This is a genomic window from Marivita sp., from assembly GCF_017643905.1.
Lineage (GTDB): Bacteria > Pseudomonadota > Alphaproteobacteria > Rhodobacterales > Rhodobacteraceae > Marivita.
In genome coordinates this window covers 1-26,446 of sequence record NZ_JAEPMO010000024.1, presented here as the reverse complement: position 1 = coordinate 26,446, position 26,446 = coordinate 1, and the positions used below count along the sequence as shown (strand labels likewise).

The 26,446-nt window shown below is 61.4% G+C and carries 28 protein-coding genes and 1 pseudogene; 15 read left to right on the top strand and 14 right to left on the bottom strand.

The features are described 5' to 3' along the window. Window positions 1-160 precede the first annotated feature (160 nt). The 6 genes and pseudogenes from JJ869_RS05650 to JJ869_RS05625 form a co-directional block, all read left to right on the top strand. Window positions 161-418: pseudogene (locus JJ869_RS05650) on the top strand (transposase); the annotation flags it as partial. A gap of 79 nt (window positions 419-497) precedes the next feature. Continuing rightward, the gene (locus JJ869_RS05645; protein WP_292265181.1) at window positions 498-1,970 is read left to right on the top strand and encodes an alkaline phosphatase; all 1,473 of its coding nucleotides are present in this window, start codon (window positions 498-500) and stop codon (window positions 1,968-1,970) included. Between the two features lie 116 nt (window positions 1,971-2,086). Next, complete coding sequence (locus tag JJ869_RS05640) at window positions 2,087-2,509, top strand: hypothetical protein (RefSeq protein WP_292265179.1); 423 nt, start codon at window positions 2,087-2,089, stop codon at window positions 2,507-2,509. Continuing rightward, window positions 2,509-3,189 carry an ATP-binding cassette domain-containing protein gene (locus tag JJ869_RS05635; RefSeq protein ID WP_292265177.1) on the top strand — a complete coding sequence of 227 codons (681 nt, stop codon included), beginning with the start codon at window positions 2,509-2,511 and terminating at the stop codon, window positions 3,187-3,189. Before JJ869_RS05640 ends, JJ869_RS05635 begins: the two co-directional genes overlap by 1 nt. Next, the gene (locus tag JJ869_RS05630) at window positions 3,179-4,495 is read left to right on the top strand and encodes an FtsX-like permease family protein (RefSeq protein WP_366510410.1); all 1,317 of its coding nucleotides are present in this window, start codon (window positions 3,179-3,181) and stop codon (window positions 4,493-4,495) included. Before JJ869_RS05635 ends, JJ869_RS05630 begins: the two co-directional genes overlap by 11 nt. 28 nt (window positions 4,496-4,523) lie before the next feature. Beyond that, window positions 4,524-5,114, top strand: coding sequence for a copper chaperone PCu(A)C (locus JJ869_RS05625; protein ID WP_292265176.1), 591 nt, complete (start codon window positions 4,524-4,526; stop codon window positions 5,112-5,114). Between the two features lie 188 nt (window positions 5,115-5,302). On the opposite strand, the gene JJ869_RS05615 is transcribed toward JJ869_RS05625, so the two are convergent. Next, window positions 5,303-6,550 carry a site-2 protease family protein gene (locus JJ869_RS05615; RefSeq protein ID WP_366510409.1) on the bottom strand — a complete coding sequence of 416 codons (1,248 nt, stop codon included), beginning with the start codon at window positions 6,548-6,550 and terminating at the stop codon, window positions 5,303-5,305. An 83-nt stretch (window positions 6,551-6,633) separates the two neighbouring features. Continuing rightward, window positions 6,634-7,896, bottom strand: a complete 1,263-nt coding sequence (locus tag JJ869_RS05610; protein WP_292265175.1) for a site-specific integrase — start codon at window positions 7,894-7,896, stop codon at window positions 6,634-6,636. A gap of 541 nt (window positions 7,897-8,437) precedes the next feature. On the opposite strand from JJ869_RS05610, the gene JJ869_RS05605 reads away from it, so the two are divergent. After that, complete coding sequence (locus tag JJ869_RS05605) at window positions 8,438-9,757, top strand: MFS transporter (RefSeq protein WP_292265174.1); 1,320 nt, start codon at window positions 8,438-8,440, stop codon at window positions 9,755-9,757. Between the two features lie 15 nt (window positions 9,758-9,772). Here the strand turns inward: JJ869_RS05605 and JJ869_RS05600 are convergent, their stop codons facing one another. Then, entirely contained in the window at window positions 9,773-10,978 is a 1,206-nt protein-coding gene (locus JJ869_RS05600) for an MFS transporter (RefSeq protein ID WP_292265173.1), read from the bottom strand. A gap of 193 nt (window positions 10,979-11,171) precedes the next feature. Beyond that, on the bottom strand, window positions 11,172-12,314 hold the full coding sequence (locus tag JJ869_RS05595; protein ID WP_292265205.1) for an alpha-D-ribose 1-methylphosphonate 5-triphosphate diphosphatase: 1,143 nt from the start codon (window positions 12,312-12,314) through the stop codon (window positions 11,172-11,174). 49 nt (window positions 12,315-12,363) lie between these two features. Here JJ869_RS05595 and JJ869_RS05590 point away from each other — a divergent pair, with 49 nt between their 5' ends. Next, window positions 12,364-13,035, top strand: a complete 672-nt coding sequence (locus JJ869_RS05590) for a DUF1045 domain-containing protein (protein ID WP_292265172.1) — start codon at window positions 12,364-12,366, stop codon at window positions 13,033-13,035. On the opposite strand, the gene phnN is transcribed toward JJ869_RS05590, so the two are convergent. The 4 genes from phnN to JJ869_RS05570 are packed head-to-tail and all read right to left on the bottom strand — an operon-like array spanning window position 13,017 to window position 15,913. Further along, a complete protein-coding gene (gene phnN, locus JJ869_RS05585; RefSeq protein WP_292265171.1) occupies window positions 13,017-13,562 on the bottom strand; it encodes a phosphonate metabolism protein/1,5-bisphosphokinase (PRPP-forming) PhnN in 546 nt (181 codons plus the stop codon). The genes JJ869_RS05590 and phnN overlap by 19 nt on opposite strands. Then, a complete protein-coding gene (gene phnL, locus JJ869_RS05580) occupies window positions 13,559-14,281 on the bottom strand; it encodes a phosphonate C-P lyase system protein PhnL (RefSeq protein ID WP_292265170.1) in 723 nt (240 codons plus the stop codon). The genes phnN and phnL overlap by 4 nt, the downstream gene beginning before the upstream one ends. A 4-nt stretch (window positions 14,282-14,285) precedes the next feature. Continuing rightward, on the bottom strand, window positions 14,286-15,056 hold the full coding sequence (phnK, locus tag JJ869_RS05575; protein ID WP_292265169.1) for a phosphonate C-P lyase system protein PhnK: 771 nt from the start codon (window positions 15,054-15,056) through the stop codon (window positions 14,286-14,288). Then, window positions 15,053-15,913 (bottom strand): alpha-D-ribose 1-methylphosphonate 5-phosphate C-P-lyase PhnJ, encoded by an 861-nt coding sequence (locus tag JJ869_RS05570; RefSeq protein WP_292265168.1) that lies wholly within the window; start codon window positions 15,911-15,913, stop codon window positions 15,053-15,055. The genes phnK and JJ869_RS05570 overlap by 4 nt, the downstream gene beginning before the upstream one ends. A 113-nt stretch (window positions 15,914-16,026) precedes the next feature. Between JJ869_RS05570 and JJ869_RS05565 the strand changes: the two genes are divergently transcribed. Next, entirely contained in the window at window positions 16,027-16,182 is a 156-nt protein-coding gene (locus tag JJ869_RS05565; protein WP_292265167.1) for a hypothetical protein, read from the top strand. 5 nt (window positions 16,183-16,187) lie between these two features. On the opposite strand, the gene JJ869_RS05560 is transcribed toward JJ869_RS05565, so the two are convergent. Then, window positions 16,188-16,790, bottom strand: a complete 603-nt coding sequence (locus tag JJ869_RS05560) for an HAD family phosphatase (RefSeq protein WP_292265166.1) — start codon at window positions 16,788-16,790, stop codon at window positions 16,188-16,190. Between the two features lie 80 nt (window positions 16,791-16,870). Here JJ869_RS05560 and JJ869_RS05555 point away from each other — a divergent pair, with 80 nt between their 5' ends. Continuing rightward, complete coding sequence (locus JJ869_RS05555; RefSeq protein ID WP_292265165.1) at window positions 16,871-17,038, top strand: hypothetical protein; 168 nt, start codon at window positions 16,871-16,873, stop codon at window positions 17,036-17,038. A 2-nt stretch (window positions 17,039-17,040) separates the two neighbouring features. On the opposite strand, the gene JJ869_RS05550 is transcribed toward JJ869_RS05555, so the two are convergent. The 3 genes from JJ869_RS05550 to phnG are packed head-to-tail and all read right to left on the bottom strand — an operon-like array spanning window position 17,041 to window position 19,155. Further along, window positions 17,041-18,135: a carbon-phosphorus lyase complex subunit PhnI gene (locus JJ869_RS05550; RefSeq protein ID WP_292265164.1), complete on the bottom strand. Its 1,095-nt coding sequence runs from the start codon at window positions 18,133-18,135 to the stop codon at window positions 17,041-17,043. Between the two features lies 1 nt (window position 18,136). Beyond that, window positions 18,137-18,700, bottom strand: coding sequence for a phosphonate C-P lyase system protein PhnH (gene phnH, locus JJ869_RS05545; protein ID WP_292265162.1), 564 nt, complete (start codon window positions 18,698-18,700; stop codon window positions 18,137-18,139). Further along, window positions 18,700-19,155, bottom strand: coding sequence for a phosphonate C-P lyase system protein PhnG (gene phnG / locus JJ869_RS05540; protein WP_292265161.1), 456 nt, complete (start codon window positions 19,153-19,155; stop codon window positions 18,700-18,702). The genes phnH and phnG overlap by 1 nt, the downstream gene beginning before the upstream one ends. A gap of 81 nt (window positions 19,156-19,236) precedes the next feature. Here phnG and phnF point away from each other — a divergent pair, with 81 nt between their 5' ends. Beyond that, window positions 19,237-19,956, top strand: a complete 720-nt coding sequence (gene phnF, locus JJ869_RS05535; protein ID WP_292265160.1) for a phosphonate metabolism transcriptional regulator PhnF — start codon at window positions 19,237-19,239, stop codon at window positions 19,954-19,956. A 56-nt stretch (window positions 19,957-20,012) separates the two neighbouring features. Here the strand turns inward: phnF and JJ869_RS05530 are convergent, their stop codons facing one another. Next, a complete protein-coding gene (locus JJ869_RS05530) occupies window positions 20,013-21,644 on the bottom strand; it encodes a choline dehydrogenase (RefSeq protein WP_292265203.1) in 1,632 nt (543 codons plus the stop codon). A 100-nt stretch (window positions 21,645-21,744) separates the two neighbouring features. Between JJ869_RS05530 and JJ869_RS05525 the strand changes: the two genes are divergently transcribed. The 4 genes from JJ869_RS05525 to JJ869_RS05510 all read left to right on the top strand — a co-directional run bounded on the left by JJ869_RS05525 (window position 21,745) and on the right by JJ869_RS05510 (window position 25,902). Further along, window positions 21,745-22,974 (top strand): TRAP transporter substrate-binding protein, encoded by a 1,230-nt coding sequence (locus JJ869_RS05525; protein ID WP_292265159.1) that lies wholly within the window; start codon window positions 21,745-21,747, stop codon window positions 22,972-22,974. Between the two features lie 111 nt (window positions 22,975-23,085). Then, a complete protein-coding gene (locus tag JJ869_RS05520) occupies window positions 23,086-23,754 on the top strand; it encodes a TRAP transporter small permease subunit (RefSeq protein ID WP_292265158.1) in 669 nt (222 codons plus the stop codon). Next, window positions 23,754-25,112 (top strand): TRAP transporter large permease, encoded by a 1,359-nt coding sequence (locus JJ869_RS05515; RefSeq protein ID WP_292265157.1) that lies wholly within the window; start codon window positions 23,754-23,756, stop codon window positions 25,110-25,112. Before JJ869_RS05520 ends, JJ869_RS05515 begins: the two co-directional genes overlap by 1 nt. Window positions 25,113-25,122: 10 nt before the next feature. Then, window positions 25,123-25,902 (top strand): IclR family transcriptional regulator, encoded by a 780-nt coding sequence (locus tag JJ869_RS05510; protein WP_292265149.1) that lies wholly within the window; start codon window positions 25,123-25,125, stop codon window positions 25,900-25,902. A 13-nt stretch (window positions 25,903-25,915) separates the two neighbouring features. Here JJ869_RS05510 and JJ869_RS05505 read toward each other — a convergent pair whose 3' ends face one another. Beyond that, a complete protein-coding gene (locus tag JJ869_RS05505) occupies window positions 25,916-26,245 on the bottom strand; it encodes a hypothetical protein (protein ID WP_292265147.1) in 330 nt (109 codons plus the stop codon). Between the last annotated feature and the right edge of the window lie 201 nt (window positions 26,246-26,446).

The window sequence follows — 26,446 nt, the reverse complement described above, 5'->3', positions numbered from 1 at the left end:
GGATTTAAAACCTGTTTTCGAATTAGGTAAACTCGCATTTGAATGTCGACGAGAATATTGTGAGCCGTATCGGCTTGAGAAGTGATGACGTGTGCGCCGAAATACACTTGCTTTAGCCGTTTTGCAGTTCATCAAACGGTGTGGTTTATCCTCAGGTCAGGAATGGGCCAGGTTCTTTTCGACGACGACGGGGCGACCAGCCATACCCCCGCGATTGGTAGCAGGGCTGATGTACTTGCAGTATCTGCATGGCCTGTCCGATGAGGCCCTGATCGACCGCTGGGTGGAGAGCCTATATTTTCATTTCTTCACAGGCGGGACTTTCTTCCAGCACCGCCCTCCGGTTCATCCTTCGTCCTTGAGGCGCTGGCACGACTACTTTTTTACGGAGCCACATTTTAAAAAACTGTTTCCTTAGCGACACCTGACAGTCACGTGAAGGACCTAGTCAGCAGCTTCATGACGCTGCCGCATGCGTCCCATCTGAGGGAAATTCCATGAAAAAGACAATCGTAGCTTCCGTACTCGCCCTGACCGCAGCGGGCGCTGTGTACGCGCAGGACCTGCCGCAAGCCGACAACGAATGGTTCGTTGCCGGTCAAGCACGTCTGCAGGCCGAACTGGCTAAGCAGGTGAACACCAACCGCGCGCTGAACGTGATCCTGCTGATCTCGGACGGGAACGGCGTCGGCACCAACTACGCCTCGCGCCTGTTCGCAGGCCAGCAGGAAGGCGGATTTGGCGATGAATACGTCCAGCCATTCGAGGCTTTCCCAAATCTTGCGCTGGTCAAGACCTACAACGTTAACGCCCAGACCCCAGACAGCGCCGGCACCGGCACTGCGATGATGTCGGGCGTCAAGACCAAGGCTGGGATCATCGGCGTTAATGAAAACGTCGTGCGCGGCGACTGCTCGACCCTGCCGGGCAACACTGTGGCGTCGATGAACGAGATCATGACCGAGATGGGCAAGGAAACGGGCATCGTGTCCACTGCGCGCATCACGCACGCAACGCCCGCGTCGGCCTATGCCAAGTCCGTGGACCGCAACTTTGAAGCGTCGGTTCCGGAGGGTTGCGACACTCAGAAGGACATTGCGACACAGCTGATCGACGCGATGGAAGCCGGCATCGTCGACGTCGCCATGGGCGGTGGCTTGCGCAATTTCCACAGCAATGAAGGCGGCCGCCGTGAGGATGGCGTCAACCTGATCGAGCGGGCGCAATCGCTCGGCGCGCATTTCGCGTCCGATCAGGCGTCGTTCGAGGCCGCGCCACTGGATGGTACGCCGATCTTGGGCCTGTTCGAAAACAGCCACATGATGTACGAAGCTGACCGCGCCGACGAACCGAGCCTCGCCGAGATGACCGCCGCTGCAATCAGCGCGCTGTCGGCCAAGGCAAGCGACAACGGCTACTTCCTGCAGGTCGAAGCGGGCCGCGTGGACCATGCCAACCACGCCGGCAACCTTGCCCGCGTGGTGCGAGACCAGAAGGCATTCGCCGACGCCGTGGCCATGGCCGACGAAATGACTGATGACGCGGACACACTGATCATTGTCACTGCTGATCACGAGCACGCGATTTCGTTCAACGGCTATTGCGGACGCGGCTCCAACATCTTGGGCCTTTGCATGGGCATCGACGGTTCCGGTGTCGGCCACAATGGCGAACCTGAGCTTGCTTCGGACGGCAAGCCCTACACTGTTGCGGGTTACCTGAATGGCCCCGGCTCGGTTCTGATCGAGCAGCCCGATGGTTCCTTCTTCGGCACCCGTCCGAACGTAACCGAAGAAAATGCGACTGATCTCGACTACCCACAGCAGGCGTTGGTCCCCAAGTCGTCGGAAACTCACGCCGGCGAAGACGTGGCAGTCTATGCCAAGGGTCCCTGGGCGCATCTTCTTGACGGCACGATCGAGCAGAATGTGATCTTTCACGTGATGCACCACGCCGCCACCGTAGAGTGATCGCAGCCACCTGACACGGCAGCGGCCCGGGGGCGCATCCCTGGGCCGTTGTCTTTCGCTAGTTACACTCTTTGGTTAAACGTTCGGCCGCAGACCCTTCGACAAGGAGTTTTCAGATGAAGCGCCGCACTTTCTTGACAACGGGCCTGGCCCTTGCAGCGACCCCGATCCTGACTGGGCCCGCTACGGCCGATGCCGCGAAGATCCGCGATCTCTATTCCGCCGGCCGCGACCTGAGCGACTGGGCGCAGTCCAATGTCGGCGACCGCGTCACCTTCGAGGGCTACATGGCGCCGCCGCTCAAGGCGAATTCCACATTCTTCGTGCTGACCGCGCTGCCGATGTCGGTCTGCCCCTTCTGCGAGACAGAGGCCGAATGGCCCACGAACATCGTCGCGGTGTATTCCAAGCGCGTGATCGACGTGATCCCCTTCAACCGCAAGATCGAGGTGCGCGGCCGGTTGGAGACTGGCTCCTACCGCGATCCGGAAACGGGCTTTCTGTCGCTCGTGCGGCTCGAGGACGCGACATACGGCTGATGAGTCTGCCGCTTGCCATACGCGACCTTCGGGTCACGGGGCCCTCAGGTCGCGTTCTTCTGGCAGTCGATGCGCTGGACCTCGCGCCGGGCAGCCTTGTCGGAGTGCGCGGACCCTCGGGCGCGGGGAAGTCAACGCTGCTTTATGCACTTGGAGGCTTGCTGCCGGCCGCGGGCGCGGTCCGGTGGGGCGAGACCGAGCTTCTATCATTGTCCGAGGAGCGCCGCACCGCCTTTCGCGCCGTCCATATCGGTATGATATTTCAGGATTTCCTGTTGTTCGAGGAACTGGGCAGCACCGACAATGCCGCGCTGCCCGCGATGTTCGCGCCCCGCGCCAGCCGCAAGGCGACGCGCGAGGCGGCGGCGGCCAACCTGCGGCATCTGGGCTTAGAGCCTGGCGCCCGCCCGGTGGCGAGCTTTTCCGGCGGCGAGCGCCAGCGAGTCGGCGTGGCGCGGGCGCTCGCCTCGAACGCGCCGGTTCTGCTGGCAGATGAACCCACCGCCAGCCTGCACCGGGAGGCCGCCGAAACGCTGATCGGCGATCTGGTGGTGTTGACCCGCGAGCATGGCAGGACGCTGATTGCGGTCAGCCACGATCTGAACTTGCTGGCGCGGATGGACCGTGTCCTGTGGGTCGAGGACGGTGTGCTGCGCATGGAGGGTCCCGATGCTGCGTGATCTCTGGGACGGGCTGCCGGTTCTGGTGCAGGAGGTGGCCGTGCTGCTGGCGTTGCTGGCGCCGCTATTGCTGATCGGCGGCTGGCTCTTGCGCGGCTTCGCGCCCTGGCCGCTGGTGCGCGCTGTGCTATGGCGGTTCCGCTGGGCCAATGCCATGTTCGTCGCACTGATCGCGATATCCGTTGGCATGGGGATCGGCCTGATAGCGCAGGAACGCGGTCTGCGCCAGGGCACGGCGGCGGCCGCGGACAAGTTCGACCTGATCGTGTCGGCGCCCGGCTCCGAGATGACTATGATGCTTGCCACGGTGTTCCTGCAACCCTCGGACGTGCCGCTGCTAGATGGCGAGACTTACAACATGGTCGCGAACCATCCCGACGTTCGGCTGGCCGCACCGCTCGCCTTCGGTGACAGCTATGGCGACGCGCCGGTGATTGGCACGACCGAGGATTTCGCGCGCCATCTGTCGGAAGACCGGATCGCGGGCCGCATGTGGCAGCAGCCCTTCGAGGCGATCGCCGGCCCCGCCGCGCCGGTGTCCTTGGGGCAGGTGTTTACCCCCGCTCACGGCATGGGAAACGAGGCGGATCTGGGTGCCCATGGGCTGGTAGATTTCACTGTGGTCGGCACCTTCCCCCGCACTGGTACACCTTGGGACCGCGCGATCCTGGTGCCCGTTGAAGCGGTATGGGAAGTGCACGGTCTTGCCAACGGCCACGCGCCCGACGCGCCCAACCAACTGGGCCCGCCCTTCGACGCAGCCTATTTCCCCGGCACCCCTTCGATCATCGTTCGGGCCGAGGCTTTGTGGGTGAATTACGCCCTGCGCTCCGAGTTCACGCGGCAGAATGAGACGATGGCCTTTTTCCCCGGCACGGTCCTGTCCAACCTGTACCGGGTGATGGGCGACGTGCGGCAGGTGATGTCGATCATGGCGGTTGTCACGCAGGTTCTCGTGGCGGCCTCGGTGCTGCTGGGCCTGTTCATCCTGACGCGGCTGTTCCAACGACAGGTAGCGATGCTGCGCGCACTGGGTGCGCCGCGCCGCTTCGTGCTGTCTGTTGTATGGAGCTATGCTGCCAGCCTGCTGGTCGCCGGGACGCTGGTCGGTATTGCGCTGGGTGTTGTGGCCACAGCTGCGATCTCGTTCGTGGTCACGCAGCGCACCGACATCCTCGTGAATGCGTCATTGGGCTGGGGTGAGATCCATCTGGCCGCCGCATTTCTTGCGCTGACCAGCCTGCTGTCCGTCCTTCCCGCCCTTGCCACTCTGCGCCAGCCTGTCGTCGAGGGCTTGCGCGCCTGATCCCTGACTCACTCATGGAGAACCTGCCATGCCCATCCGCACCGCCGCTTCCCGCCTTGCAGCCCTCCTTGCCGTACTTACTCTGGCCTATCCGGTCGTCGCCGGCGAAGGGCATGATCACACCGTGGACGCGGCAACCGAAGCGCATGAGGACGATCACGATCATGCGCGAGACGACGACCACGGGCATGAAGAAAATGCCGACGACGCGGCCCATTCCTTTGACGTCGACGGCGTCAAGGTCGTTCATCCGTGGATGAATGCCACCAATGGGCGTGATGCGCTGATCTTCCTTGAGCTTGAAAATTCAAGCGATGCGTCAGTGTCGCTGGAGGGTGCCGAGGTGCCCTTTGCCGAGACTGCTATGCTGGTCGGTTTCGCTCTGAAAGATGGGGAAGGAGCGTATCAGCCTTTGCCCTCCGTGCCGGTTCAGCCGGGCCGCAGTCTGGATCTCCAACCGGAAGGGCTGGCCATTCTAGCATCTGGCCTAAATCGGCGTTTCACCGAAGGCGACACAGCAAAAATGTCTCTGGTGACATCTGCTGGGACTATAGCCTTGACCGTCGCCGTCGAGTCTGCTGGTGCCCGCCAGCATAGCCATGCTGGGCACAATCACTGACGGGACGATCAGTCGGCATCGAGGGCTCACAAAAGGTATGGTAGACTTGGCGCCTGGGCAATATTCTCGGCGGTCGCACAGGACTTCTTTCCGGGAATAACTATCGAAATGTCGGTTTCAGATCTTCGTCGCATCGTGCAGGATTGCCTGAAACGGACCGAGAAAGTCGATCAGAGCCGAGCTTTTCGCTACGCGGTCCAGATTGCTGAAAAAGGCTCCAGCACCCGTGCAAGCGTCACCTCCGGCTTCTGCTTTCCTTCCAGGATTGCCGTCACGTTGGCTGGCGCGATCAGTGTCAGCCGTAGAACGCGCATCATGTAGGAGGGCGCGATGCCCTCGCGCGCGGCCAGTTCGGTGATCGTCGCGAACTCCCCAGACTCCTGCATCGGCTTCCAGTGGAACGCGCGGGCCAGCGCCTTGACCAGCGTGCTGTTGGGCTTGCGCGCTGACGTGGCGATGTCTGGAAGGTGCAAGGCATCGAGCGCGCGTTCAAGCGGTCCGGTCAGCTCTAGGCTGGGCACCTCTGTGAGCATCACATCCGCGACCGTCGCCCCCTGCGTCGCCCCCTGATGATGCGCGATGATAGCGGATTTGGTGAGGATGCCTGCCAAGGTGCCGTCTGCATCCACGACAGGGAACTCAGACTGGGTCGTACTCAGCAAGGCCATCTCGGCGGCGTGGAGCGTGTTACTCGGGGCAAGCGCCTCGTAGGCGGTGATCATCGCATCTCGGGCCATCACGCCTTTCACAAGGTCTTGCATTTCCACATCCGAGCTTTCTGCCATGGCCGCCATGAAGACAAAGATCGCGATCAGGATCAGGATCGGATTTCCGCTGACCAGCCCCAGATAGCCGAAGAGAAAGGCAATGGCCTGTCCGGCCCGCGCCGCCCATCGCGTGGCGCGCGCGCGGCCCATGGACCCTGCCAGCACCGCCCGAAACACCCGGCCGCCATCCATCGGGAAGGCCGGGATCATGTTGAACACGACGAGAAAAAGGTTCACCGCCGCGAGACGCTCAAGAAAGCTTTGGCTCGGGTCTTCAAGCGAAGCGAGCTCGGCCGGATTGCCCGGCACGCCAAAGCCGAGAACCAAAACCAGCCAGATCACCACGTTGACCGCCGGGCCTGCGAGAGCGACGGCGATTTCCTCGCGTGGATTTTCAGGAATCTTTTCGAGCCGCGCCATGCCACCGATCGGCAGCAGTGTGATGTCCGGTGTCCGGATCCCGTATCTGCGCGCCATCAGCGCATGGCCAAACTCATGCGCAACCACACAGGCAAAAAGCGCGAGAACGAAGGCCAGATTGGCAAAGGCTGCCGCAGGACCCTCTGCAAGCCATGTGGCCGTGCCGATCCAGGCGAGAAGAAGAAAGAACGTGGCGTGGACCCGGAGGTCCGAGCCAAGAATGTGACCGATGGAAAAGGACCATGACATGCAAGAAGCGTAGTCGCTCTTGCGTCGCAGTGGAATAGGGACTTGGCTTGACCGTTGGTGTCACCATTGTCTCTTAGCCACGTCTATCCGGCCGCTACATCCTTCGCTGGAACCACTCCGACGACGAAGTCATACAGGCGCGCGGCAAGTTCAGCCCGTTCCTTCGACGTATCCATCCGGCGGTAGGAGGCATCCAGCCCTTTCAAGGAATGGTCGCAGAACGCGTCGGCGATGTGGTCAGGCACCGGTGGCTCGGCTTTGCGGCAGAACTCCTTGATTGCGTTTCGGAAGCCATGGTTCGTCAGCTCAGGATCGAACCGCTTGAGAACTTTGAGCAGCGCGTTGGCGGAGACGTTGCCCTTTGTCGTGGGGCTCTCGAAGACGTATTCGTTCCGCGTGTTCTGGGCTTTCAAGCGGGTCAATAAACCATCTGGCAAGCGCAGGGCGTACTCGCGGCCAGACTTCATCCGGCCTTTGTCCTGTTTGTTCTTGCGGGCAGGTATGGTCCAGCTCCCAGTCTCGAAGTCGATGTGTTCCCACTTGGCTTGGACGACCACACCGATACGGTGCCCTGTGACCATCGCGGTCAGGATGGCGAGCCGTGTAGACATGCCGGCATTGCCTTCTGTGACAGCCTGCCAAAGCTCCGGCATCTTCTCGTAGGGCAGGGTGCCATGTGATTTCTTGGTTGTCGTGCGCTTCGGGAATTGCGAGCGGGGCGGCGTTGGATTTTCCTCTCGGAACTCGCGCGTGATCGCCAACTCGAAAACCTTATTGACATGACCAAGCGCATGCCCGGCCGAGACAGGGATCTCGCGGAACATCGGCAGCAGCATGTCGTAGATTTCCCTGCGCCGGATTTCGTTGATGGGGCGCTTGCCGATCACGGGGCTGATATGCTGATCGTGAATTGCGCGAGGCCGACGACGGCTCGGTCCCTCCTGCAAAAGGGGCTCGATGTCGGCGAACCACTCCTTCCACATTTCATCGTAAGTTGGCACGCGCGCCGCATCGTCTGTAACGCCCCCCAAGATTTCGCCACGGACAACCTTTTCGAATGTTGAGGCGTCTTTGGCGTTCGTCAGGCCCTTCTTGATGGTGGCTGTGCCAAACCCTTCGTCGCGTAGCCGCTTGGCAACGAGAGCGAACTCGCGGGCTGAGCTGAGCTTGACCTCTGGATAGTCGCCAAGTTTCAGCCAAGTGCCCTGACGCAGGTAGAAAGCTTTTGCTCCGGTGGGCCATCCCCGCACATAGAGGCCGTCGCGGCCTCCTACGCTACGAGCTTCGCCTTCCTTTGAAGGCTTCCATTTCTTGATCGCGATGTCGGTCGATAATGCTGTTGCCATGGATACACTCTGGATACACTTTGAGCCGTGGATACAGCAGGAACGCTCTGGATCACTGTGGAACATATATGCGCTAACTAGCTGTCATGTATGGATAAAGTAACCCAATTGAACCTTGTGAGCAAGGTGGGTTGTGCTCCCTTCGTCTCCGCCATTTCCCTACGGATTTTTTCCCTGACCTTTGATTCAAAACGAATTAAAGATCGTGCGATTCCGCTTGGTTCGTGGTGGGCCGGATGTCGATGCATACCGGTCTTCATCGCACGGTAAAGCTGCAGGAAATGATGCATAGCATGACGTGGGTCTTGCCTGTCCCGGACCGCAAGCCACACCGCTGTCGACGACGCGTTGACATCGAACTGTTGCGCGACCGGACAAGCGGCAAGGCAAAGCTTAGCCACTAGGCCAGGCCCTTCGCGGTTTCCCGTGGCACCTTGATCCGGGGATAATGCAGAGGTAGCCATGGGCTGTCGCAGCGACGCGGTTCGAGAGGGTGTTCGCTTTCGGTCCGGACGGTGTGCTGTCGCCCTAGGGATCACTGATGTTCGATATCCTTGCCGATCGCACCTACAGGCACCTGTTTCTGGCTCAGATCGTGGCGCTCTTGGGCACTGGCCTCGCGACTGTGGCGCTTGGGCTTCTGGCCTTTGATCTGGCGGGTGACGGAGCCGCGATGGTGCTGGGCACTGTGTTTACGATCAAGATGGTCGCCTATGTCGGCATCGCGCCGATTGCGGGTGCGTTCGCGAACAGGGTGAACCGCCGTGCCCTCTTGGTAGCGCTGGATGTGGTGCGGGCGGCGGCGGCCCTCTGCCTGCCTTTCGTGACCGAGATCTGGCAGGTCTTCGTACTGATCTTCGTGCTGCAATCCGCCTCGGCTGCGTTCACACCGACCTTTCAGGCGACGATCCCGGACGTTCTGCCGGATGAGGCCCGATACACGCGTGCGTTGTCGTTGTCGCGTCTGGCCTATGATCTGGAAAACATCGTATCGCCGACCCTCGCGGCCCTGCTTTTGCTGGTAGTGGGCTATAACCTGCTGTTTCTGGGCACAGTGGTCGGCTTCATCGGGTCGGCGTTGCTTGTGGTCTCCGTGCTCTTGCCCAGCCCGACAGCGTCAGAGCAGCGCGGCATCTATGACCGCACCACGCGCGGCATCCGCATTTACCTAGCCACACCGCGCCTGCGCGGGATGTTGGGTCTGAATCTGGCCGTGGCCTCTGCTGGCGCAATGGTGCTGGTGAATTCGGTGGTTCTGGTGCGCGGCGTGCCTGGGTTGAGCGAGACCGCGCTGGCCTGGACGATGTTTGCCTTTGGCGCAGGATCGATGATCGCCGCGCTGATCTTGCCGCGCCTGTTGGATCGGATGCCGGATCGTCCGGTTATGATGGCGGGCGGCTGGCTGATGGTGGTGGCGCTGCTTTGTCTTGCGGTGGCAACAGCGGCGGGTGGGTTCAATTGGGGACTGCTGCTTGTAGTCTGGCTGGTCACCGGGCTTGGTTACGCAGCGGTGCAGACACCGTCGGGCCGTCTTTTGAAGCGGTCGGCCCACCCCGAGGATCGACCGGCGGTCTTTGCGGCGCAATTCGCGTTAAGTCATGCCTGCTGGCTGGTGAGCTATCCGCTGTCCGGGTGGCTGATGACAGCCTTTGGAACGGTTCCGGCCCTGTTGGTTCTGGCCGCATTGGCGACGCTGGGCATTCTTGCGGCGCTGCGGCTCTGGCCTTCGGGCGATCCGGACCAAGTGGAACATACCCATGAGAACCTGCCGCTCGATCATCCGCATCTGAGGGGGCATCGGCGGCACAGTCATGCTTTGGTCATCGACGATGCACATCCGCGGTGGGATTCGCAGTTCTGATCCAGGCGTCCGTGATTACCCCAGCGCCGTGTCAGAGGCTTTGGGTCTTGGGTCCGGGATCAACTGGAATGTGGCAATGGCGGCGCAGAGGCACAGCGCCATGACGAGGAACGACCACCAGCCGCCATAGGCCTGGGTGAGCCACGCAAAGGCGAAGGGGGCAGAGGCGTTGATCCCCATCTGCACAAAGGAAATCCAGCCCAGCCGTGCGCCATATCCTTTGGCTCCGAACAGGGCGAGGGGCAGGGTGCCGCGGGCGATTGTCTTGATCCCGTCCCCCATGCCGTAAAGCGCCGCAGCCAGCATGAGACCGGGCAGGGTGAAACCGACGACCAGCAGGACGGAAAACCCTGCGAACATCAGACCAAGGCTCAGCGCATAGGTGACACGCGGATAGAGGTTGCGACTGACCACCATCTCGAAGAACCGGCCCACGGTCTTGAATGGGCCGATCACGGCACCAGCAAGCGCTGCCAGCGTGGCGGAATGGCCGAGGTCCTGCACATTGGTGACCCAAAGCGTCATCACCGCGCCCATGATGTAGCCCGAACAGACGAACGAAATCACCATCCAGAGCATCCCCTGCTTGCGCAGCGGGCCTGTCAGTTCGGGCCAGTTGGGGCGTGGGCTTCTCGGGGGGCTGTCCGGGGTGATTTTGGTTCCGCGCAGGGCAATGAAATGGATCGGCGCGCAGGTCAGGAGAAGTGCGATCCCCAGAACGACCCATGTGCTTTGCCAGCCTAGCGCTGTGTAAAGCGCCAGCGTCAATGGCCAGAAGATGGTAGATGCGACCCCGCCAAACAGGGTGATGATCGAGATCGACTTTTGTGGAGGAATGGACAGGTCCAGCCGTGCCACCGACGCAAACGCCACGTTGTAGAGCACGAACATGCCCGCGCTTTCGGCAAGCAGGATCGCCACGAAAAGCTCTGGTGTGCTGTCCACGCGGCTGAGCGACAGAACGGCCCCCGCCGCCACCACCGACCCGATCGTCATGACCCAGCGCCCGCCATATCGGTCCACCAGCTTGCCTGCCACGGGGGACATGAGACCCCCAAAGAACAACCCCAGCGACAGGATGCCGAAGACGTCAGACAGGCTCAGCCCCAGATCCTCGGCCATGTGCGGCAGAAGGATTGCATAGGCGTACATCAGCGTGCCGTAGCCGATGATCTGGCTGATCCCAAGCCCGATTGCAGGCAGATGGTCGCGCGTAATCATAGAGCGCGGCCAAGGCGCCGTTCGACCATGCCGCGGCTCGGCTTTTTCAACATGTCAGGGCGCAGGACGGCCATGGGTGGCTTTCTGTCAAACTGAGTCTGGCTGTGCAGGTTTGTCCGGCATGCGATGCCGCGATGCAAGATGCGGCAGGAAGGCCGATCCTGCCGCTGTCGCAATCGTGGTCGCTGCCGGATCAGGCGACGCGTTCTCCCCGGCTCCAGACGCCGCGCAGCAAGGGTGTGGTGCCCACCGTGCGCACGCGGATCACATCGCCGCGCAGCCCGGTCTCCAGCCGCCCGCGATCCGACAGTCCTGCTGCCTTGGCTGGGTTGGCGCTGACGCAAGCAACTGCCGCTGGCAGGTTGTCCCAGATATCCGCCAACAGGAACGCCGAAAGCAGCAGTGCGGAGGGTACGTAGTCGGACGAGATGATGTTGAGCATCTCGGCCTCGGCCAGTTCGCGTGCTGCCACATTGCCGGAATGCGACCCGCCGCGCACAAGATTGGGGGCGCCCATCATCACCGCGATCCCGTGCGACCGGCATGCGGCAGCAGCTTCGCGGGTGGTGGGAAACTCGGCAAAGCCCACGCCATTGGCGGCCGAAACATCGACCTGATCGGCGGTGGTGTCGTCGTGGCTGGCCAGCACAGCGCCATAGCGGCGGGCTTCGGCAACCGCCCCCTTTTCATGTAGCTCGCCATACTTTTCCTGCAGTTGCCTGAGATTGGCGACGTGCTCGGCAAATTCCGCGTCGTTCATCCCACGCTTCTTGGTGACGTAATTCTTGAGCGCGGTCATGTCACGGAATTGCCGCTGGCCGGGGGTGTGGTCCATCATGCTGACAATGCCGACCCGGTCTTTGGGACCGAACGCAGCCATTTCCTCGAGCAGGGTCTCTGAGCAGATCTCGGCGCGCAGGTGCAGGAAGTGGCTGATCTTGAAATGTCCGGCCGCCCGTGCCTCGAGAAGTTCATCCGCTAGCTTGCGGGCATATTCGCCATAGCCCGACTTCGAATTGTGGATGGACCCGACGCGCAGCGCATCGAACACGGTTGTGATCCCGGTCGACGCCAGTTCGGCATCATGAGCCAGCAGCGCGGACAGGTGGGGCCAATCCACCTTGGGACGCGGTTCGATATGCCGTTCGAGATTGTCGGTGTGCAGCTCCACCAGCCCCGGCATGACATAGTCGCCGTCGCAATTGATTGCGCCGCGCGGCACGCTGTCGCCTTCTTCGATCTTCGCGATCAGGCCATCCACGATCAGGATCTGTCCGACGATCACTTCTTTGGGCAAAACGAGGCGAGCATTGGCAAGATGCAGGACCTCTGACATGGAACCGTCATGAGCCTCTGCCACATGGGTCGAAATGAAAGGAGAGTTCATGTCATACACTCGCTTTGCGATTTATTATCTGCCGCCCGAAGGGGCATTGGCCGATTTTGGTGCGGCCTGGTTGGGTTGGGATTGCGTTTCTGCTCGCGACTCGATTCCGCAAGATGTGCCCGGTCTTCATGACGTGACAATGACACAGCGAAAATATGGCTTCCATGGAACGCTGAAACCGCCCTTCCGGCTGGCCGAAGGGACGGATGTTTCGGGGTTGCAGGATGCGGTGTCGCAGATGGCGGCGGCCTGTGCGCCTGCCCTGAGCGATGGTCTCGCGTTGACCGCGCTGGGTCGCTTCCTTGCGCTCACTCCGGTTGGGGACACATCCGGCATCGCGCGCGTTGCCGCCACATGTGTCGAGGCACTGGATGCGTTCCGCGCACCGCCCGATGAGCCAGAGTTGGAGCGCCGTCGCAAAGCGCGGCTGTCGGACCGGCAGGAGGCGTTGCTGCAACGCTGGGGATACCCGTACGTGATGGAGGAATTCCGCTTTCACCTGACCCTGACCGGGCGACTGCCGGTAGACGAGATCGACCATTGGAAGGAATTGGCCCAAGTGCATTTGCCGTCCTTGCCTGCACCGTTCGTGATGAACGAGGTGGGCTTGGTCGGAGAGCGTGAGGATGGGCGGTTCGAGTTGATCCAACGCTATACCCTTGCCGGTTGAAGGGCCGAGAGCGCCATGTCGATGGTGTCCGCAAGCGCGCCGTCATTGGCGATGGTCACCACGTCCAAACCAGTGGGCAGGCATTTGTCGGCCTGCGCCAGACGGTCGGCGATTTCCGCTTCGGTTTCCCGTCCGCGCCCTGCCAGACGATGGGCCAGAGTGGCGGGTGAGGCTGTGATGTTGAGGATAATCAGTCTTGGAAAGATCTCTGCTGCCTGCGCAAGTGCGCTGCGCGAGAAGTTCGCGATGCAGTCTTTGCCGTTTCGTACGTCGGACAGAACATCCGACGGGATGCCGTAGGACAGGCTGTGCGCCGACCAATGAACGCAGAACGCACCGTTGCGTGCTGCCGCGTCAAACTCTGACGGTGTCACGGCGTCGTAGTCTTCGCCCCCCAAACCCGGTGCGCGGGTGATGGTGCGACGGACAAGGCGCATATCGGGCTGCGCGGCGATCATGCCCGCCATGACGCTGTCCTTGCCGACACCTGATGGTCCGACGACGGCGATGAGGCGACCCGCGCTCATGCTGCAGACTCGTTGCAGTGTCCCACAGCTTCGCTGCTTGAGGACATGCCGGGGGTAAAACGGCTCACGTCGATTTCGCGGTCGCAGACGCGGGCACGGGCGGCTTCGTCGTGGAAGATGCCGATGATCGCGGCACCACGGGCCTTGGCCGCTTCGATCAGCGACAGGACAACCTCGCGGTTGGCGGCATCGAGGCTGGCGGTTGGTTCATCCAGCAGCATGGCCGGATAGGGGTGGGCAAAGCCGCGCGCGATGTTCACGCGCTGCTGTTCGCCGCCCGAAAACGTGGTGGGCGACAGTGACCACAACCGTTCGGGGATGTTGAGTTGGGTCAGAAGCTCTTTGGCCCGTGTGCGGGCCTCATCGCTGCCGACACCGACGGCGCGCAGGGGTTCTGCCACAACGTCAAGCGTCGGCACACGCGGCACGACACGCAGGAACTGGCTGACATAGCCCAACACTTCGCGGCGCAGCCGGATGATCTCGCGCGGTTCGGATTGCACGAGGTCCACACGGCCGACCCGAATCGCGCCGGATTGGGCGCAGTAATTGCCGTAGATCATCCGCATCAGCGTGGATTTGCCCGCGCCTGATGCGCCTGTGAGTGCGACACATTCGCCGGAGGCGACGGTGAGGCTGACATCGCTCAGCACCTCGATCACCGCACTGCCCTGATTGTGGAGGGTGAAGGTCTTGGACACGTTGGAAAGGTCGATCATGGTCTCACACCTGCAAAACAGAGCTGACAAGGAGTTGCGTGTAGGCGTGCTGCGGATCGTCGAGCACCTGATCGGTCAGGCCGTTTTCGACGACATGTCCATCCTTCATCACCATCAGACGGTCCGCCAGAAGGCGCACCACGGCAAGGTCATGGGTCACGATGATCGCCGACAGCCCCATGTCGCGCACCAGCCCGCGCAGAAGATCGAGAAGCCGCGCCTGCACCGACACGTCCAGCCCGCCGGTGGGTTCGTCCATGAAGACCAGTCGCGGCCCGGTGACAAGGTTGCGCGCGATCTGCAGACGCTGCTGCATCCCGCCGGAGAACGTCGTAGGGCGGTCATCAACGCGGCTCGCGTCGATCTCGACCCGTTCGAGCCAATCCACAGCCTTGTCGCGGATGTCGCCATAGTGACGCGCGCCCACGGCCATCAGCCGTTCGCCCACATTGCCGCCCGCGCTCACGCCCATGCGCAGACCGTCGCGGGCGTGCTGGTGGACAAAGGCCCAATCGGTGCGGCCCAGCATCCGGCGCTCGGGTTCGGACATGGTGACGGTGTCGCGGGGGCCGTGACCGCGTGTGTCGAACACCACCGATCCCGCATCGGGGCGCAGATGGCCTGCCATGCAGTTAAGCAGCGTGGACTTGCCGGACCCGGATTCACCCACGATGCCCATGACTTCGCCGGGATAAAGGTCGAAGGAGACATCAGCACACCCGATATGCGCGCCGTAGCGTTTAGTGATGCCCTGAACTGACAGAAGGGGGGTCATGCCGCGTCCTTTCCGCGATGACCGGCCGCTTGCCGCCCTTCGCAATAATCGGTGTCGGAGCAGACGAACATCCGTCCGCCGGCATCGTCGACGATCACCTCGTCGAGATAGCTGTCCTCGGCCCCGCAAAGACCACAAGGGTGGTCGGCTTTCGAGGCCTCGAACGGGTGATCCTCGAAATCGAGGCTGACCACCTGCGTGTAGGGCGGCAGCGCGTAGATGCGCTGTTCGCGGCCTGCACCGAACAACTGGATCGCAGGACAATCCCCCAGTTTGGGGTTGTCGAATTTCGGAATGGGCGACGGGTCCATCACATAGCGCGCCTCGACCGTGACCGGGTAGGCATAGGAGGTGGCGATGTGGCCGTGACGGCTGATGTCCTCATACAGCTTCACATGCATGAGGCCGTATTCCTCAAGACTGTGCATCTTGCGGGTCTCGCTCTCGCGCGGTTCGAGGAAACGCAGCGGTTCCGGGATCGGCACCTGATAGACAAGGATCTGGCCTTCGGTGAGCGGCACTTCGGGGATGCGGTGGCGGGTCTGGATCACCGTTGCCTCGGTCGTGGCGGTGGTGATGGCGACGCCTGCGGTACGTTCAAAGAAGGTGCGGATGGACACGGCGTTTGTGGTGTCGTCAGCGCCCTGATCAATCACCTTGAACCGGTCATCCGGCGTCAGCACGGCGGCCGAGACCTGTACGCCGCCTGTGCCCCACCCATACGGCATCGGCATCTCGCGGCTGGCGAAGGGCACCTGATAGCCGGGGATCGCCAGACCCTTGAGGATCGCGCGGCGGATCATGCGCTTTGTTTGCTCGTCCAGATAGGCAAAATTATATTCTGAGGAGGGTGTCACAAGACTGTCTCACTGCTGTGGTTAATGCGACGCAACGAGTCGCTGTCCGAAAACCCGGGGGTCTTATGGTCGCGTTGCTGATGTCTTTTCTTTGGTGGGCAGGCGGGTCCCTTGTGGCTTGGCTGGCCCTCGAATCCGTCCTGTTCCGTATCCTGCCACGTCTGGAACGGCTGTTGCCCAGCGACCTGATTGGTCCGGACGGCTGGCTTGCCGACACGTCCAACCAGAGCGGCATTTTCGACCTGCCTCTGAAGCGTCGTCGCGGCTGAAAGGGTCATAGAACCCCCCGTTCGATCAGCGCGGTTTCCAACCCCTCGGGCGAGGTGAAATGGATGCCGTCCATGCCAACGGCGCGCGCACCTTCGACATTGTGCAGACCGTCGTCGATGAAAATGCAGGCCTCGGGCGCGACGCCCGCGCGGTCGCACAGCAGGTGGAAAATCCGTGCATCGGGTTTGATGATGCCTTCCTGACCGGACACGACCAGCGCGTCGAACACCTCACCGAGACGCGGATGCATCTTGAGCCCTTCGGGCCAGGTTTCCGCTGACCAATTGGTGATGGCATGCACCGAGGTTCCCTGCGCCTTGAGCCTGTCGAGAATGGCCCATGTGCCGGGTATCGGATCGACGACGGTTTTCGTGTAGAGCGACACGTAATCGGCAAAATGCGCTCGGTCGTCCGGGTCTTTCACCTCAAGCGCCAGATCGGCAAAGCGTTCGCCGGCATCACCGCGCGCGTTGAGAGCGCGGAAATTGGTGCGCTCGATGAAGGCATGGGCAGCCTCGGCTGATCCGAACCGGTCGGCCCAAGCGAGGTGCGGTTGCCAGTCCACCAGCACACCGCCGATGTCGAAAACGACGTGCTTCCTGGTCATGCGCAGCCCTCCGGACGGAGTGCCTCAAGAGGGCCGTATTCTTGCGCTACGCGTTTCGCTCGGAAAGTGCGCGAGGTATTATGGACTGGACGGTGAACCTGATTGTGCTGGGCTTTGTCGCCCTGCTGGCTGGTCGAACCGTTATCGGCATCTGCTTTGAGGGCAGTTGGCTGAATTCGGCGCTCGAAGGGTCGTCGGATGGTGATGGCGACAGCGGGTGTGACGGCGGAGATGGCGGCGGCGACTGAGGTCATTCTGTCGCTTCCTGATGCTGGTTCTGCGATGCCTCGACCTCGCGGCGCAGTTTGCGAACAAGCTCGAGTTCGGACTGGAAATCCACGTAATGCGGCAGCTTGATATGTTCGAGGAACCCTGTCGCCTGAATGTTGTCCGCGTGGTAAAGGACGAATTCCGCGTCCTGCGCCGGGGCGCCGACATTGTCTTCGCCCAGTTCCTCCCACCGCAACGCCCGGTCGACCAGCGCCATTGAGATCGCCTTGCGTTCGGTTTGGCCGAAGACCAGACCGTAGCCGCGCGTGAATTGGGGCGGCTCGGTTTTGGAGCCTTTGAACTGGTTGACGGTTTCGCATTCGGTGAGGGTGATCTTGCCGATTTCGATGGCAAAGCCCAATTCGGGGATCTCCATCTCGACCGGGACGGTGCCGATGCGCAATTCGCCGACAAAGGCGTGGTTGCGGGCATAACCACGCTGGGTGGAATAGGCCATCGACAGGGTAAAGCCTTCGTCGGCGCGGGTCAGCGCTTGCAGGCGCAGCGCGCGGTCTGCTGGCATTTCCAAAGGCTCGCGCGTCAGGTCGGGCGGCGTTGTTTCGTCCTGTGGGGCCTCTTCGATCAGCCCCTCCTTGTTCAGAAATTCGGTGACGTGCGGAACTGGGCCGGGTTCGGCCTCGCGCATCGGCGCTTCCAGTGTTTCGCCATCGGCGGCGAGTTTGAAATCCAGCAGGCGGTGCGTGTAGTCAAAGGTCGGGCCAAGCACCTGTCCACCCGGCAGATCCTTGAACGTGGCCGAGATGCGCCGGTCGCAAGCCATATTGCCGGTGTCCACCGGGGCGGACGCGCCAAAGCGGGGCAGGGTGGTGCGATAGGCGCGGATGAGAAAGATCGCCTCGATCAGGTCACCGCGTGCCTGCTTGATGGCCAAAGCGGCCAGATCGGGATCGTAAAGCGACCCTTCTGCCATCACGCGGTTTACGGCAAGGGAAAGCTGTTCGCGGATCTGCGCGACCGAGAGTTCGGCCACAGATGTGTCGCCGCGCCGTTCCTCGGCCAGCCAAGCATGGGCATTCTGGATGGCGCGTTCGCCGCCTTTGACTGCCACGTACATATCAAACAACCTTCGTACTGCGCGGCAGCGCCGCGATGCGGTCGCCGCTTGTGAAGACAAAATCCAACCCCAGCGGGAAAAGGGCTGCGTTGTCCTGAAACGCCTGTGTTTCCGGCAGAGAAAGGCTTGCGGTGTCGCGGATGCCTGGGCCGGTCAGCGTTGCGCCCTCCGCGGCAAGGTCTGCACATTCCACGATCAGTGTCGCCGACCGATCCGGGTATTCGGACGTTCCGATTGGATAGGCGGACAAGGGACCAAGTGCGTCCCAAGTGCCCAAGGCGAACATGCAATGCGATGGCCGCACGATGGGCGCACCGGTGTGGAACGCCACCCATGTGCGGACTGCGTCGCAGTCAACCTCGCCCGCCAGATAAAGCGGAGTTTCCGTATCGCAAAGGGTCAAAAGTACGACGCCGGCAGCCACCGACAATGGCGCAGGAGGCGTTGCCCCTGCCAATGTCTGGATCGTGCCGGGACGGGCCATCGCCTCCATCACGCCGCGAAAGGCATGGGCGGCGTCGGTGGCCGGGTGCGCAAAACCGCCTTCAAGTGTCTGGGCCTGCATCAGTCTTCCCCTCGCACCATCGTGAAAAAATCGACCTTGGTGGCGGCGCCTTTTTCGGCGCGCGTGGTACGTCGCGCGGACTGTTCGCTCTCCAACGGCTCAAGCACCTTCGTGCGCATGACAGTGGCAGCACCGGTCTGCATCAGCGCATCCACCAAGGCGGCGGCTTCGGCATCTGCTTTGTTGCGGCCTTGTATATAGGCGTGTCCAACCTCACCGCCGGGCAGCTTGAGCGCACAGCGGGTGACCGTCATTTCGCCAAGGTTGAACGGTGCGCCTGTCCCACCTGCGCGGCCGCGCACCATGACGCTGCCGATTTCAGGCGCACGCAGCCATGTGTGGGCCGGACGGGGCAGGGCGGCATCCAGAAGGGCCGACACGCGACCCTCGGGGGCCTTGGCCATCAGGCTCATCCAAGCCTTGCGGTCAGCGTTTGGATCGAACGTGTCTTTCATCTCGACAACTTTGCAAGTTTCTATACAACTAGACATATCATAGCAGATTCCCCCATGCGGGACAGTGGAGTTTTGTGAAATTTGCGTAACACCCGATCCTCGACCCCCGTCTGGCAAGCCATCTCCGGGGCGCTGCGGGCGGATATTTCCGAAGGCCGTTACCTGCCGGGAGACAAGCTGCCGACCGAAGCGCAGTTGTCTGCACGGTTCGGCGTGAACCGGCACACAGTGCGCCACGCGCTGTCCCAGTTGGTCGATGACGGCCTCGTCCGCACGCGGCGCGGGGCGGGGGCGTTTGTGGCTTCCACGCCCACCGACTACCCGATCGGTGCGCGGGTGCGGTTCCACGAGAACCTGCTGGCGGCTGGTCGCAGGCCCGAGAAGCGCGTGCTTGATGTTGAATGCCGGGCCGCGACGGCTGGCGAAGCGCGGGCGCTTGACGTGGGCGACGGTGCGCCGGTCTGTGCCTATCGCGGGTTATCGCTTGCGGATGGAGCGCCAATTGCGGTGTTCGAAAGCGTGTTTCCTCTGGAGCGCACGCCGGATATCGACCGTCATCTTGCTGACACCAGCAGCGTGACCGACGCCCTAAACCGGGCCGGGGTTGCGGATTACACCCGCGCATCCACACGGCTGACGGCGGTTTTGGCGGATGTCACACAGGCGTTGCACCTACATCTGCGTGAGGGGGACCCGCTTTTGCGGTCAACCAGCGTCAATGTCGATGCTGCGGGGAATCCGGTGGAATATGGTCGGACATGGTTCGCCGGCGACAGGGTGACCCTGACGCTGGAGACCTGAGTCCCGAACCCGGCATGCGCTCACGCAGGGCGAATGCGGCTGTGTTTCAGCGGAGTTTACGCGGTCCCGGCGAACGCGCCCGCCTTGAGGTCTTCGAGGATCATGTCGGAGGCTTTCTCTCCTATCATGATGGCGGGGGCGTTGGTGTTGCCCGAGACGATCTCGGGCATGATCGAACAATCCACCACCCGCAGACCGCGGATGCCATGCACCCGCAGGCGGGCATCGACCACGGCATCGCCGCCCTGTCCCATTTTGCAGGTGCCGGTGGGGTGATAGATCGTCGTCGAATTGTTGCGCGCCCAGTTCAGCGTGCCGTCGTAATCGTCAATGTCGAGCGCAGCATCAGGGCGGAACTCTTCGGAGATCTTGTCGGTCAGCGGAGCGTGCCGCGCGATGCGGCGGGCGATCTTGATGCCTTCGACAATCGTACGGCAGTCAGTTTCGGTAGCAAGGTAATTGGGGTGGATCTTGGGGTAAACCGCAGCATCAGATGACGCGAGGCGGATCATGCCCCGGCTTTCCGGGCGCAACTGGCAGACCGACATGGTGAAGGCCGAGAACGGGTGGACCCCCGCGCCGGGGCTGTCGGCGGACCACGGTTGCACATGGAACTGGACGTCCGGCGTGTCGACATGGTCGCCAGTGCGCATGAAGCCTGTGGCAAGGCTCGCCGCCATCGCCATCGGCCCGCGGCGGTGCAGAGCGTATTTCACTGCGATTCGCGCCTGATCCAGCAGGCTGCGCACCTCGTCGTTCAGGGTGGGCTCCTTGCATTTGAACACGAGGCGGGCCTGCAAGTGGTCCTGCATGTTCCTGCCGACGCCCTTGAGGTCGTGGCGGACGGTGATGCCGTGCTCGCGCAGGTGATCCGCCTCACCGATGCCGGAGACCATCAGCAATTGCGGGGAACCGATGGCGCCCGACGACAGGATCACCTCTGCGCGGGCTTTGACCGTGTGTTCGATGCCGCCCGCATCGCGATAGGCGACGCCGGTGGCGCGTTTGCCGTCGAAGAGGATGCGGCTGGCGGTGGCGCGGGTGACGATTTTGAGGTTGGGGCGCGACCGGACCGGGTTGAGGAAGGCGACGGCGCTGGAGCAGCGCCGACCGTTGCGGGTGGTCAGCTGGAAATATCCGACGCCTTCCTGTGATGCGCCGTTGTAATCGGGATTGAAGGGGTATCCCGCTGCTTGGGCAGCCTCGACCCAGGCGTCGCAGATGGGACGGCTGAGTCGCATGTCGGACACAGAAAGTGGACCTTCGGTGCCGTGAAAATCATCCCCGCCGCGTTCCTGATTCTCCGAGCGTTTGAAAAGCGGCAGAACATCGTCCCAGGCCCAGCCGGGATTGCCCATCTGCGCCCAGCGGTCGTAGTCCTGCGGCTGTCCGCGCACATAGAGCAATCCGTTGAGCGAGGACGATCCGCCAAGCACCTTGCCGCGCGGCCAGTCAAGTTGCCGCCCGTTCAGGCCGGGATCGGGTTCGGTGCGATAACACCAGTCAACCGCCGGATTGTGCATCGTTTTGAAGTAGCCGACGGGAATGTGAATCCATGGGTTCAGATCACGGCCCCCGGCTTCGAGGAGAACGACTTTGACAGCTGGATTCGCGCTGAGACGGTTGGCAAGAACGCAGCCGGCAGAGCCTGCTCCGACGATCACATAGTCTGCTTCCACTGACGAAATCCTCCCGTTGATGCAAAAAACTCTATGCAGAACGGAAAAGCCATTCTAGTCTTTTTTGAAAAAATAAGTCTCAATAATTGCTAAAACGGGAGGAGAAGCAATGAAAATCGGAGATCGTATCAAGGGAGTCTCGCGCCGAGATTTCTTCCGCATTGCGGGGACTTACGGGATGAGTTCGACGCTTTTGGCGGCGGGAACATTCGGTGGTGTGATGACCGCTGCGAACCTCGCCAAGGCTGCGGAATCGACCTACAACAAGCGCTTTGCGAAAGAAGCCAAGCACACTCTGAAGTTTGGTGCCGCAGGCTTTAACCCGCAGAACCTGCTGATCGAACGCGCAGGCTGCCTTGAGTTCGCGCGCGATCTGGAAGAGCGCACGGACGGCGAGATCCGCATCGAATTCATCGGCAACAACCAGATCTGCGGCCAGCTGTCCTGCGTGGAGAAAGCGCAGCAAGGCATCATCGACATCTACGCGGCTTCGACCCAGAACTCGGCCGGAGGTGCGCCGTTCCTGAACGTTCTCGATTACGCGTACATGTTCCGCAGCCGCGCGGATCAGTACTACTTTATGTATTCGCCGGAATCGCAGCGTATTCTGCGTGATCCGTTCGAAAAGCGTCATGGTCTGAAGTTCCTCTTCACCCATGCCGAACTGCGCGGCATTCAAATGGGTCAAAGCTTTGCCGACAAGCCGACGGTCACAAAGATCGAAGACATCATGGGCACCAAGAACCGCGTCACCGGCACGCAGCTTGGCCGCATCGCGATGGAAGCGCTCAACCTGAACCCGGTTCCGATCGCGTGGGAAGAAACGCTCGACGGTCTCAAGCAGGGCCTCATCGACGGCGCGGAAACATGGGCATCGGCCGTGGCCTATGCAAATATGTCGCCGGTGGTCAGCCAGAGCGTCGATCTGCGTTTCTTCTGCGGCACCGAGCACACCGCGATGCGGTCCGAGACCTTCGACGGTCTGTCGGGTGAATTGCAGGATGCTGTCATGGAGGCCTCGTACCTGACGCAGGTGCATGTGCAGGCGGCAAACGAAGCGGCGCTGGTCAACACCGTCGGCTTTACCGATCCGCCCATGCCCGGCACGATCTTTGCGCAGAACAACGTGCGCGTTGCCAAGCTTTCGGACGAAGAAGTGCGCAAGGCCGAAGAAATGTGTTCGCCCGAGTTCCAGCCGCAGCTCTGGGAGCAGTGGCGCGAGCGGATCAACGGCTGGGCCGACGGCATCGACACCTATCAGGACATCTACAACGAAGTCCGCAACAACCCGCACACGCTGGCCGAAAACGTCGAGCCGCGCCGCTGGTGGAAGGGTTGATCCGGCTTTAGGATACGACATGACGCAGCCCCGCATTGCCGGGGCTGTTTCACCTAAAGACACAGAGACCGGATCAATCCGGCACGGTCTTCATATGGGAGGAAGGGACAGATGGAGCTCTGGTCCGAATTCAGCGCGCTCATCAGTGCGTTTGCCAGTCAGGATTCCTGGACGATCCGGCAGGCCTTGGCACCGAATTCAGTTTACATCTTTGGCTTGGTTTTCTTGCTGTTGGCGGGGCTTGCGCTGTCCTGGGTGTATCATCACGTGCCGGTCATCGAGCGGTATTTCGAACGCACCGTGATGATCGTCTGCTATCTTGGCACTGCCGGGATCATCTTCTGGGGCGTGATCGACCGCTTTGTCTTTTCCAACCAGCAACCGTGGTCCACGACCATTCCGCCGTTCCTGTTCATGGTCATGGCGTGGTTCGGGGCGGCCTATAACATCCGGGTCCGCACCCATCTGAGCTTTTCCGAATTCCGCAGCCGGATGCCGCGTGGCGGCCAGATGGCGTGCCTCTGGCTGGATTTCGTGCTCTGGTTCGGTTTTGCCCTCATTTTCCTCGTGACGACCATGCGTGTGGTCGCGTTGTCGGCGTCGAATTTTCAGATCGTTCTGGGCACCGACAACACGATGCAGTGGTGGTTCCTGTTGGGGGCGCCGCTCGCCGGGACGCTGATGGCCGCGCGGGCGATCGAGAACATTCAGGATGACATGAAAAACTTCCGGGCGGGCGAACCGCTGATCCAACAATCTGTGATCGGGGGGGATGCATGATGACCGACGGAACCATCATCACACTGATCTCGGTTGGTGTCACCTTTCTGTTCATGCTTGGCGTGCCGGTGCTTCTGGTCATTGCCTATTGGGTGATCGGCTGTTCTTTCGTGCTGGGGCTGACGCTCGACAACATGGGGGCAGAGCTGCTCAACGTGTTCAACAAGGGCTTCGCCCTGCTTGCGATGCCGCTGTTCATCCTGACGGGCGACCTGATCAACAAGTCCGGCATCGCACGACGATTGTCGGATTTCGCCTATGCCTGTCTGGGCTGGATGCGGGGTGGTCTGGCGATGGCCTCGCTTGGCGCCTGCGGTCTGTTCGCGGCGATCTCGGGGTCCAACTCGGCCACGACGGCGACCATCGGGTCGATGCTGCATCCCGAGATGGTCAAAGGTGGTTATGACGAACGGTTCTCGGCCGCGACAGCCGCTGCGGGCGGTACGGTTGGGATCATCATCCCTCCGTCGATCATCTTTATCGTCTACGGCTTCCTGATGAATCTGCCGATTTCCGACCTCTTCGTGGCGGGGATCATTCCGGGTGCGCTGATGGTGATCGGCATGCAGGTGGCGTGCTGGATCATCTGCCGTATCAACGGCTGGGGCTACCTGATTCCGTTGCAACTGAACCGTGTGCTGAAGACAGCCTTCGGCGCGTGGCTTGGCTTCTTCGCCATCGGCCTTGTGCTTTGGGGTATCTATACCGGCAAGTTCTCTCCGACCGAGGCGGCTGGCGTCACGGTGGGTTTCTGCATCATCGCCGGGCTTGTGTCCTGGGTGCTGAGCCGCGTCATGCGTCAGGATCCCAACAAGACTTGGGAAGACAAGAGCTATGCCGAAATGCTGCTGGTCGAGGGCTTCACCCTCAAGCAGATCCCCGGCATCACCATGCGGTCAGCCGAGATCACAGGCATCCTCGCGCCGCTGATCGCCATTTCGGTGGTGATGCAGCAGATCCTGTCTTTGCTGGGTGCGCAGCAGGTGATCGGCGATTTCGTGACGGCCATGGGGGGCTACTATGCGGTACTCTTTACCGCGATGATCATCGTGTTCGTCTCGGGGATGGTGCTCGAGTCGTTGCCAGTGACGATTATTCTTGCGCCCATTCTTGCGCCAATCGCTGCAAGTGTTGGCGTGGATCCGATCCACTTCTCGGTGATCTTCCTTGTTGGCGCGTCCATCGGTTTCATTACGCCGCCCTACGGGCTTAACCTTTACGTGGCGTCCGGGGTGACGGGTGTTCCGTATTTCCGGCTGCTCAAGTACACGGTGCCGTATCTGATCGCGTTGATTAGTGTTTGGGTTCTGGTTGCTTTGACGCCTGAGCTGGCGTTGTCTCTGTTGCCAAATAGGTGAGACCGATTGCATGCCCGACGCTTCTGCCACTGAGTCCAAAGGGCAGATCCCCACGAACTTGCGGCTTCTTCTGCTCTTGGAAGAAGTCGCCAAGGCGGGGGTGCCGGTTGCCCCATCTGCCTTGTCCGACGCTTTGAGATTGCCGAAGCCGACCGTTCATCGGCTTCTTTTGACGGCTGAGGAAGAAGGGTTCCTGCAACGCGACATCGACGGACGTTCTTACGGGCCGGGTCGTCGGCTGCGCAAGCTGGCGGGGAACACGCTGTCCTCGCAGCGGTTGCGGACAGAACGCCTTGCGATCATGCAAGCCTTGGAAAGCGAAGTGGGCGAGACCTGCAATCTGGCGGCACCGGGGCGGTACGGGATGGTCTATCTGGACCGTGTCGAAACCCATTGGCCGTTGCGGATGCAACTGCCTGTGGGCACGCAGGTGCCGTTTCATTGCACGGCAAGCGGCAAGATGTACCTGTCCTCGCTTCGGATCGACAAGCTCAAGCGGGTGTTGTCATGGCTCGAACTGGAGCCATCGACAGCGCAATCAATTACGACAGCCGACCAGCTTCTGGAGGAATTGGCTGTTACACGGTCGCGCGGGTTCTCAACCGACAATCAGGAATTCATGGACAACATGGTGGCTGTCGCGGTGCCCATCCGGGACACCGAGGGTCGTTTGATGACCACGCTGTCCATTCACGCACCACGACAGCGGCACGATATCGAAAGCCTGACCAAGGTGGTTCCGCAGGTTCAGGAGGCAGCAAAGCGGTTGGAAATGCTCAACCGGAGCTAACCGTCCACCAAGCTCATTCGCATCCGCCCATCGCCCATTGGCGTAGGTTCCGCTTGAGAATGCCGCCGAAGGGATGGGGTTTTTCCATGGATTTCTGACCGCTCAGGTTCACGTAGACATTGGCCTGATCGCAAAGCCGTTCCTGTGTCCATTCGTGGCAGTTGGAGCAGGACTGTTCTTTCCAGAACTCGTCCGGCAAACCTTCAACCGGCGGGAACATCGGCGACATTTGGGTTATTTCCGACAGGATGACTCCGTCAATCACCGAGCCGGGGGCGACCAGCGGCAGGTTGAACTTGACCACATTCGGCACGCTGGAGCGTTCCTGTTCGGTTGTTGCCATCGCCAGTTCAGTTGATTCAGCCGCAGGTGTCACACCTTCACCAACCGGGTCGACGCTGGCTTCCCAAGTTCGACAAAATCCGCCGAAATTCGCCTGAATTGAGGGTGGCTGGCTGAGTTATTTCAATGATTTAGCGGTTGTGTTCGGGCAAATTTCTGTAGTCACACACATTGCCTATATTGGTGTTGTTTAGTTGAATCT

Coding starts and splice junctions, on each gene's coding strand:
- JJ869_RS05510 (WP_292265149.1), top strand. CDS start 25,123: ATGCCCGACGCTTCTGCCACTGAGTCCAAAGGGCAGATCCCCACGAAC.
- JJ869_RS05610 (WP_292265175.1), bottom strand. CDS start 7,896: ATGGCAACAGCATTATCGACCGACATCGCGATCAAGAAATGGAAGCCT.
- JJ869_RS05625 (WP_292265176.1), top strand. CDS start 4,524: ATGCCCATCCGCACCGCCGCTTCCCGCCTTGCAGCCCTCCTTGCCGTA.
- JJ869_RS05590 (WP_292265172.1), top strand. CDS start 12,364: ATGTCATACACTCGCTTTGCGATTTATTATCTGCCGCCCGAAGGGGCA.
- phnG (WP_292265161.1), bottom strand. CDS start 19,155: ATGAAAGACACGTTCGATCCAAACGCTGACCGCAAGGCTTGGATGAGC.
- JJ869_RS05525 (WP_292265159.1), top strand. CDS start 21,745: ATGAAAATCGGAGATCGTATCAAGGGAGTCTCGCGCCGAGATTTCTTC.
- JJ869_RS05615 (WP_366510409.1), bottom strand. CDS start 6,550: ATGTCATGGTCCTTTTCCATCGGTCACATTCTTGGCTCGGACCTCCGG.
- JJ869_RS05505 (WP_292265147.1), bottom strand. CDS start 26,245: ATGGCAACAACCGAACAGGAACGCTCCAGCGTGCCGAATGTGGTCAAG.
- JJ869_RS05560 (WP_292265166.1), bottom strand. CDS start 16,790: ATGACCAGGAAGCACGTCGTTTTCGACATCGGCGGTGTGCTGGTGGAC.
- phnH (WP_292265162.1), bottom strand. CDS start 18,700: ATGCAGGCCCAGACACTTGAAGGCGGTTTTGCGCACCCGGCCACCGAC.
- JJ869_RS05600 (WP_292265173.1), bottom strand. CDS start 10,978: ATGATTACGCGCGACCATCTGCCTGCAATCGGGCTTGGGATCAGCCAG.
- JJ869_RS05640 (WP_292265179.1), top strand. CDS start 2,087: ATGAAGCGCCGCACTTTCTTGACAACGGGCCTGGCCCTTGCAGCGACC.
- JJ869_RS05605 (WP_292265174.1), top strand. CDS start 8,438: ATGTTCGATATCCTTGCCGATCGCACCTACAGGCACCTGTTTCTGGCT.
- JJ869_RS05520 (WP_292265158.1), top strand. CDS start 23,086: ATGGAGCTCTGGTCCGAATTCAGCGCGCTCATCAGTGCGTTTGCCAGT.
- JJ869_RS05635 (WP_292265177.1), top strand. CDS start 2,509: ATGAGTCTGCCGCTTGCCATACGCGACCTTCGGGTCACGGGGCCCTCA.
- JJ869_RS05550 (WP_292265164.1), bottom strand. CDS start 18,135: ATGTACGTGGCAGTCAAAGGCGGCGAACGCGCCATCCAGAATGCCCAT.
- JJ869_RS05630 (WP_366510410.1), top strand. CDS start 3,179: ATGCTGCGTGATCTCTGGGACGGGCTGCCGGTTCTGGTGCAGGAGGTG.
- JJ869_RS05515 (WP_292265157.1), top strand. CDS start 23,754: ATGACCGACGGAACCATCATCACACTGATCTCGGTTGGTGTCACCTTT.
- JJ869_RS05645 (WP_292265181.1), top strand. CDS start 498: ATGAAAAAGACAATCGTAGCTTCCGTACTCGCCCTGACCGCAGCGGGC.
- phnN (WP_292265171.1), bottom strand. CDS start 13,562: ATGAGCGCGGGTCGCCTCATCGCCGTCGTCGGACCATCAGGTGTCGGC.
- JJ869_RS05595 (WP_292265205.1), bottom strand. CDS start 12,314: ATGTCAGAGGTCCTGCATCTTGCCAATGCTCGCCTCGTTTTGCCCAAA.
- JJ869_RS05555 (WP_292265165.1), top strand. CDS start 16,871: ATGGACTGGACGGTGAACCTGATTGTGCTGGGCTTTGTCGCCCTGCTG.
- phnK (WP_292265169.1), bottom strand. CDS start 15,056: ATGACCCCCCTTCTGTCAGTTCAGGGCATCACTAAACGCTACGGCGCG.
- phnL (WP_292265170.1), bottom strand. CDS start 14,281: ATGATCGACCTTTCCAACGTGTCCAAGACCTTCACCCTCCACAATCAG.